Raw genomic sequence first — 6,870 nt, forward strand, 5'->3', positions numbered from 1 at the left:
AGGGACCGCGCTGAACCACACGAGGCAGTCACAGGGCGCGCCTCAGAGCGTCGTGACGTGGCCCTTGTCGGGGTCCCAGCGCCGCACCTCGGTGAGCCGGAGGTCGATCTCGGGTGCCCCCACGACCTCGAGCGTTCGGCCGAGGTCGGCGCGCGGCACCCGGCGGGCCAGCGTCACGTGCGGCAGCCAGCCCCGGTGCGCGCGGTCGGGCACCTGGACCCGCACGGCGAGGACCCGGCGTACGACGTCGTCGTGCAGGTCGACTCCGAGCGCGATCGTGACCCGGTCGCCGCCCAGGAGCAGGACCCCGCGCGCGGTCGCGGTGACCGGCAGCATCCCCCGCAGCCGGGCCCGGGCGACGTCGATGGCGGCGTCAGGGATCTCGGGCGCCTCCACGACGGTGACGTGCGGCTGGTTGCTCGCCTTGGTGTGGTCGGCCTGGCTGGGCAGCCCGGCGTCCTGCAGCGCCGTCCACAGCTCGCGGACGCGGGCGCGGCCCTCGTCGTCAGGGGTCAGCTCGAGGGCGTGGAGACGAGGCACGCCCGTCAGTCTCCCAGCCAGGCACTGGCCCGACGGGTGTGCTCCGACTTCTTGGCCGGGTCGAGGCCGTCGTACGTCCGGACCGCGAAGCCGGAGCGGGGGTTGCGCTCGAAGACCTCGCGGTGGTCACGGACGAAGGTCCAGTAGAGGCCGTCCCAGTCGGCCTCCCAGTCCCCGCGCGGCAGGTCGCTCATCTTCTTGAGGTAGTTGCTGCCGGAGACGTAGGGCTTGGTGGTGATCGACTCCCCCGCCGCGAACTGGCTCATGGCGTAGACGTTGGGCACCATCACCCAGTCGTAGGCGTCGACGAACATCTCCATGAACCACTCGTACGCCGCGTCCGGCTCGGTGCGCAGCAGGCACATGGCGTTGCCCAGCACCATCAGCCGCTCGATGTGGTGGGCGTACCCGTTGTCCAGCACCCGTCGCAGCACCAGGTCGACGGGGTCCAGCCCGGTCTCCGCGGTCCACCAGCCCTCGGCGAGCGGGCGGGTGTGGCCGAGGTGGTTGCGGCCGCGCATCCGGCGGCCCCACAGGACGTAGGTGGCGCGCATGTACTCCCGCCAGCCGATGAGCTGGCGCACGAAGCCCTCGAGGCTGGCCAGTGGCACGTCATCACCCACATCGAGGGCGTCGGCCAGCACGTCGCGCGGGTCGAGCAGCCCGATGTTGAGCCCCGGCGTCAGCAACGCGTGGAAGACGAAGGGGTGCTCGGCGGAGATGGCGTCCTCGTAGGGCCCGAACTCGGCGAAGCGCTCCCCGAGGAACTGCCGCAGCCCCGCCCGCGCCTCGGCGTGGGACGTCGGCCAGGCGAACGCGTCGGCGTCACCGGGGTTGTCGGGGAACGCCCGCTTCACCCAGGCGATCGCGTCCTCCACCTCGGGGTGCCGGGAGTCCGCGCCGGGTCGCTCGACGTCGGGCACCGGGTGCCCCTTCGGCAGCTTCTTGCGGTTGTCCTCGTCGAAGGACCACTTGCCCCCGACCGGCTCGCCGGAGTCGGTCATGAGCACGTCGAGGCGCGTGCGCTGCCAGGAGTAGAAGTGCTGCATCCGCGCGCGGCGACCGCGAGGGCCGGCGGTGCCGTCGAAGTGCTCGGCGAGGTCGTCGCGCGTGCACAGGAAGTTCGGCGACTCCAGCCACTGGTCGACGATCGGGTCGAGGTCGCGCTCGAGCCAGTCGTCCACCACGTCGTACGCCGACACGTGCACGTCGTCGGAGCCGGCCAGCCCCGCGAGGACCCGGTCGAGGGCGGCCCGGGAGGTGGTGCGCCCGTCGGTGTCGACGCGCTCGACCGCGTACCCCGCCTCCTCGAGCCGGCTGCCGAACCGGCGCATGGAGGCGCGGTGGAGCACGAGCTTCTGGGTGTGGAAGCGGTACTGACGAAAGAGCAGGTCGTGCTCGACCAGCACGAAGACCGTGCCCTCCGCGGCCGAGAGGTGCTGCTCGAAGAGCTGGTGCGGGAGGACGAGCCGGACGCGGGTGGGAGCCACTCCGCGAGCCTAGGCAGGCGCGCAGCGGCACCGGTCACCCCTAGGGTCGCCCCATGGCGCTCCTCGACACCTGGACCTCCGGGTCGCACACGCACGACGGCACCCGCCACCCGACGTACCGCAAGGGCACCGGCCCCGGTGTGGTCGTCATCCACGAGATCCCCGGCCCCACGCCGAGCGTGATCGGCTTCGGCGAGGAGCTGGTCGATGCCGGCTACACCGTCGTGATGCCGCACCTGTTCGGGCGAGCCGAGGCGCCGATGTCCGCCGGCGCGGTGGCGCGGTCGATGCGGCAGGTCTGCGTGAGCGCGGAGTTCACCAAGCTGGCCACCGGCGTCACCACGCCGATCGCCGGCTGGCTGCGCTCCCTGGCGCGCGAGCTGCACGGCGAGCTCGGCGGGCCGGGCGTCGGTGCCCTCGGGATGTGCTTCACCGGCGGGTTCGCGCTGGCGATGATGGTCGACGACTCCGTGGCCGCCCCGGTCCTGTGCCAGCCGTCGGTGCCGTTCGCGGTCGGCCGGAGGCGCTCGGCCGACCTCAACCTCTCCCCCGACGACCTGGCGACGGTCAAGGAGCGGGTCGGGGGCGGGTGCGCGGTGCTGGGCATCCAGTACGCCTCGGACCCGATGACCGGGACCCGGTTCGACACGTTGGACCGCGAGCTCGGTGACGGCTTCCTGCGCGTCGACCTACCAGGCAAGGGCCACTCGGTCGTCACCGAGCAGCGCTCCCAGGTCGCCGTGGACCGGGTCCTGGAGTTCTTCGCCGAGCGTCTGCACTGAGCCCATCGAGCCGGCGCACCGTCACCCCTGCTCGACCTGCCGTCCTCAGGCCAGGCATCGGGCCAGGCGTCAGGCCAGGGACTCGACCAGCGCGTGCCCCAGCGCCGTGCCGGAGAGCCAGGCACCCTCGACGCGCGGCTTGTCCGACCACGAGTCCCCGCAGGCGGCGACGCCGGTGTCGGTGAGCAGGTAGCGCTCGGGACGCCCGGCGACCGGCTTGGCGAAGGTCCAGCGGTGCACTGCGGTGTGCACGGGGTCGAGCGAGGGAGCGGCGTACCTCGTCAGGGCCTCGAGCATCGCCGGGCCGCCGGTCGCAGGGTCCGTGAGGTGCGGCCGCGCGTGCGCGTCGGTCGAGTGCGCGACGAGCACCGGCGCGGCGTCGCAGCGCCGACGGCCGTCGTCGGCGATCCATGCCAGGACAGGGTCGTCGTTGACGAACAGCCCGTCCGGCAGCTCCTCCCAGCAGCGCTGGGGGTAGACCGCGGTCAGGGCCAGCACCGCCTCGTACGCCGCCGTCAGCCCCGCGGCCGCGGCCGGGTGGGCGGCCTCGTCGAGCATCCTGCGGGCCTGCGGGTCGGGCATCGCCAGCACGACCATGCGCGCAGGGCGGCCGTCCACGGTGGGCAGGCCGTCCTCGACGGAGACCCGTTGCACCTCGGTGGCCCCGCGCACCGGCAGGTCGACGGCCAGCACCTCGACCAGGGACCGGATGCCGCCCGGGGTCCCCCAGCGCGTCGGGCCCGACGCGGTCGTGCGCGCGTCCTGCGAGCCGGACACGACCCCGAACGTGTCGGTCCACCCCCGAGCGAGACCGGCCTCCGCCCACCGCGCGACGACCTCCTCGAACGCTGGGTCGGACACCGTGAAGTAGGACGCCCCGATGTCGGCCGGACGGCCCTCGTGGCGGCGCGAGGCCATCCGACCTCCGACCCGACGCCCGCGGTCGACCAGCTCGACGGGGATCCCCGCCGCGGCGAGCACACGGGCACAGGCCACGCCGGAGATCCCGGCGCCGACGATCGTCACGGGCAGGCGAGGGGACTCCACGTGACGAGCCTGGCAGGTCGGCGACGGCGTGGGTCCACCCTGTTGTCGGTGCTCGCTCCTACGGTCGTGGCATGCGCCTCCTCCACACCTCCGACTGGCACCTCGGCCGGTCGTTCCACCGTGAGGGGATGCTCGGCCACCAGGCGGACTACATCGACCACCTGCTCGAGGTGGTGGAGCGCGAGAGGGTCGACGTGGTGCTGGTCGCCGGCGACGTCTACGACCGTGCGCTCCCCCCGGTCGACGCCGTCGCCCTGGCCGACGAGGCACTGGCCCGGTTGGCCGCCTCGCGCGCCCGGGTGGTGGTGACCAGCGGCAACCACGACTCCGCGCGTCGCCTCGGCTTCAGCGCACGCCTCATCGACGCCGCGGGCGTCCACCTGCGCACGGATCCCGACGGCGTCGGCACGCCCGTGCTGCTCGAGGACGACCACGGCCCGGTCGCGGTCCACGGCCTGCCCTACCTCGACCCGGAGTCCGTGCGCGAGCCGTGGGGCCTGGCCGAGCGCAGCCACGAGGCGACGCTGACCGAGGCCATGCGCCGGGTCCGCCGCGACCTCGACGCCCGACCCGGCACCCGCTCGGTGGTCATGGCGCACGCCTTCGTCGGCGGCGGGGCCCGCCCCGAGGAGAGCGACTCCGAGCGCGACATCTCCGTCGGAGGTGTCTCGCTGGTCCCGCTGCCGGTCTTCGACGGCGTCGACTACGTCGCCCTCGGTCACCTGCACGGCCGTCACGTGCTCAGCGACCGGGTGCACTACTCGGGGTCCCCGCTGGCCTACTCCTTCTCCGAGGCCGACCACCACAAGGGGTCGTGGCTGGTCGACCTGGCCGCCGACGGGTCGGTGCGCACCGAGTTCGTCGACGCCCCGGTCCCCCGTCGGCTCGCTCGGCTGCGCGGCAGCCTGGAGGAGCTGCTGACCGACGCCCGGCACGCCGAGCACGAGGGCTCCTGGCTGCAGGTCACCCTCACCGACGCCGACCGGCCGGCGCAGGCGATGGAGCGGCTGCGCCGACGCTTCCCGCACACGCTGGTCCTGGGCTTCGACGCACCGCTGCCGAGCATCGGCGGTCTCCCGGCCACCCGCACGTCCGGTCGCAGCGACCACGACGTGGTCGCGGAGTTCTTCACCACCCTGCGCGGCCGGCCGCCCGCCGACGACGAGTCCGCGCTGCTGCGCGAGGCCGTCGACGCCTGCTGCGAGGACGACGACCTCGCCCGCGAGCAGCGTGCCGAGGTTCCTGCAGGAGCCGCCCGATGAGGCTGCACCGCCTGGAGGTCACCGCCTTCGGCCCGTTCGCCGACACCGTCGAGGTCGACCTCGACGCGCTCTCCGACGCGGGCCTCTTCCTGCTCACCGGACCCACGGGCGCCGGCAAGACGAGCGTCCTGGACGCCGTCTGCTTCGCGTTGTACGGCGACGTCCCCGGCGACCGGGGGTCGGCCAAGCGCCTGCGGGCCGACCAGGCCGCGCCCGGCGTCCGGCCCCGGGTCGAGCTCGAGCTCAGCGTGGCCGGTCGTCGACTGCGCCTCGTGCGCACCCCCGCCTGGGAGCGCGAGAAGCTCCGCGGCACCGGCACCACCACCGAGCAGGCCTCCGTCGTGCTGGCCGAGCGGCTGCCCGACGGCGAGTGGCGCACGCTCTCGACCCGGCTCGACGAGACCGGCCATCTCGTCGGCGACCTGCTCGGGATGACGCTGACCCAGTTCACCCAGGTCGCGATGCTGCCTCAGGGACGTTTCCAGGCGTTCCTGCGCGCCAAGTCCGAGGACCGCCACAAGCTCCTGCAGCAGCTCTTCCGCACCGGTCGGTTCGAGGACGTCGAGGCGTGGCTGCGCGACCACCGCACGGGACTGCGGCGGGAGTCCGGCCGGTTGCAGCAGGTCGTGGCAGACCTGGCCAGCCGGGTCAGCGAGACCGCGGACGTCCAGCCGCCGGAGCCCGACACCTGGGAGGAGACGCTGCTCCCCTGGGCCGTCGACCGCCGGGCGACGGCACACGCCGACCGCGATCGCGCCGAGGGCGCGCGCCGGGACGCCGAGGCCACCGAGGCCCGCGCGCGGGCGGCGCTCGACCGGGCCCGAGCGGCCCACGAGCAGCACCAGCGCTGGTCCCGCGCCCGCAGCGAGCGGGCCGCCCTGCTCGCCCGCGCCGACGAGCACGCGCAGCAGCTCACGGCACTGGGCGAGGCCCGGCGAGCGGTCCCCGTGGTCCTGGCCGAGCGCCAGCGCTCGGAGTGCGTCGAGGCCGTCGCGCGTCTGGAGGCACGCATCGCCTCCTTGCGCGACGACCTGCCCGTGGCCGTGCCGGGCGAGGACCTGGCACCCCACGAGGAGGCGCTGCTGCTGGCCGCCGGCAGGGTCCGGGGCGCGCTCCCCCGCCTGCGGGAGCTCGACGCTCTCGAGCACCGCCTGCCCGGGCTGCAGGAGTCCCGCCGTCGCGCTCGGGCCGAGGTGGAGGCCTGCGTGGCCGACGTGGCCGAGGCCCCCGACCGGGTGCGCGCCGCCCGGGAGCGGCTCGCCGCCCTCCAGGCCGAGGCCGCGGCCCTCCCCGTCCACGAGGCAGCGCTCGCGGGCCTGCGTGAGTCGGTCGGCGCTGCGCTCGAGGCGCGTGCGGTGGAGGCCGAGCTCGCCCCCGCCCGCGCCGAGCACCTCGCCGCCCGCGAGCTCACCGTCACCCGGCACGAGCGGCTGCTGGCGGTCCGCGAGGCCCGGATCGAGTCGATGGCCTCCGAGCTGGCCGGGTCGCTGGCCGTCGGTGGCTGCTGCCCGGTCTGCGGCTCCCACGACCACCCCGCCAAGGCACAGCCGGGCCCCGACGCCACCGATGCCGCCGCGGAGAAGGACGCCCAGCGCCTGCTCGACGACGCCAAGACCGACGAGCACCTGCGTGCCGAGCACGTCCGGGACCTCGAGACCCGCCTGGCCCTCCTCCGCGACCGCGCCGGTGACACCGACCCCGACGCCGCCACGGACGAGGTGCATCGGCTCGAGGAGGCCTGCGCCGGGG

The 6,870-nt window shown here is 74.5% G+C and carries 6 protein-coding genes; 3 read left to right on the forward strand and 3 right to left on the reverse strand.

The annotated features are described in order from the left end of the window. Positions 1-42: 42 nt before the first annotated feature. Both A6R01_RS03005 and A6R01_RS03010 read right to left on the reverse strand, forming a co-directional pair. A complete protein-coding gene (locus A6R01_RS03005) occupies positions 43-540 on the reverse strand; it encodes a 2'-5' RNA ligase family protein (RefSeq protein ID WP_292603403.1) in 498 nt (165 codons plus the stop codon). A gap of 5 nt (positions 541-545) precedes the next feature. Beyond that, positions 546-2,030 (reverse strand): cryptochrome/photolyase family protein, encoded by a 1,485-nt coding sequence (locus A6R01_RS03010; RefSeq protein ID WP_292603405.1) that lies wholly within the window; start codon positions 2,028-2,030, stop codon positions 546-548. 53 nt (positions 2,031-2,083) lie between these two features. Here A6R01_RS03010 and A6R01_RS03015 point away from each other — a divergent pair, with 53 nt between their 5' ends. After that, entirely contained in the window at positions 2,084-2,812 is a 729-nt protein-coding gene (locus A6R01_RS03015) for a dienelactone hydrolase family protein (RefSeq protein ID WP_292603407.1), read from the forward strand. Positions 2,813-2,881: 69 nt separating this feature from the next. Here the strand turns inward: A6R01_RS03015 and A6R01_RS03020 are convergent, their stop codons facing one another. After that, positions 2,882-3,859 carry an FAD-dependent oxidoreductase gene (locus A6R01_RS03020; RefSeq protein ID WP_292603409.1) on the reverse strand — a complete coding sequence of 326 codons (978 nt, stop codon included), beginning with the start codon at positions 3,857-3,859 and terminating at the stop codon, positions 2,882-2,884. Between the two features lie 71 nt (positions 3,860-3,930). Here A6R01_RS03020 and A6R01_RS03025 point away from each other — a divergent pair, with 71 nt between their 5' ends. Continuing rightward, the gene (locus A6R01_RS03025; RefSeq protein WP_292603411.1) at positions 3,931-5,121 is read left to right on the forward strand and encodes an exonuclease SbcCD subunit D; all 1,191 of its coding nucleotides are present in this window, start codon (positions 3,931-3,933) and stop codon (positions 5,119-5,121) included. After that, positions 5,118-6,870 (forward strand): SMC family ATPase (locus A6R01_RS03030; protein ID WP_292603413.1); only part of this gene is annotated, 1,753 nt, incomplete at its 3' end. The genes A6R01_RS03025 and A6R01_RS03030, both read left to right, overlap by 4 nt.

It is taken from the genome of Nocardioides sp. REDSEA-S30_B4 (genome assembly GCF_001627265.1).
Classification (GTDB): domain Bacteria; phylum Actinomycetota; class Actinomycetes; order Propionibacteriales; family Nocardioidaceae; genus Nocardioides.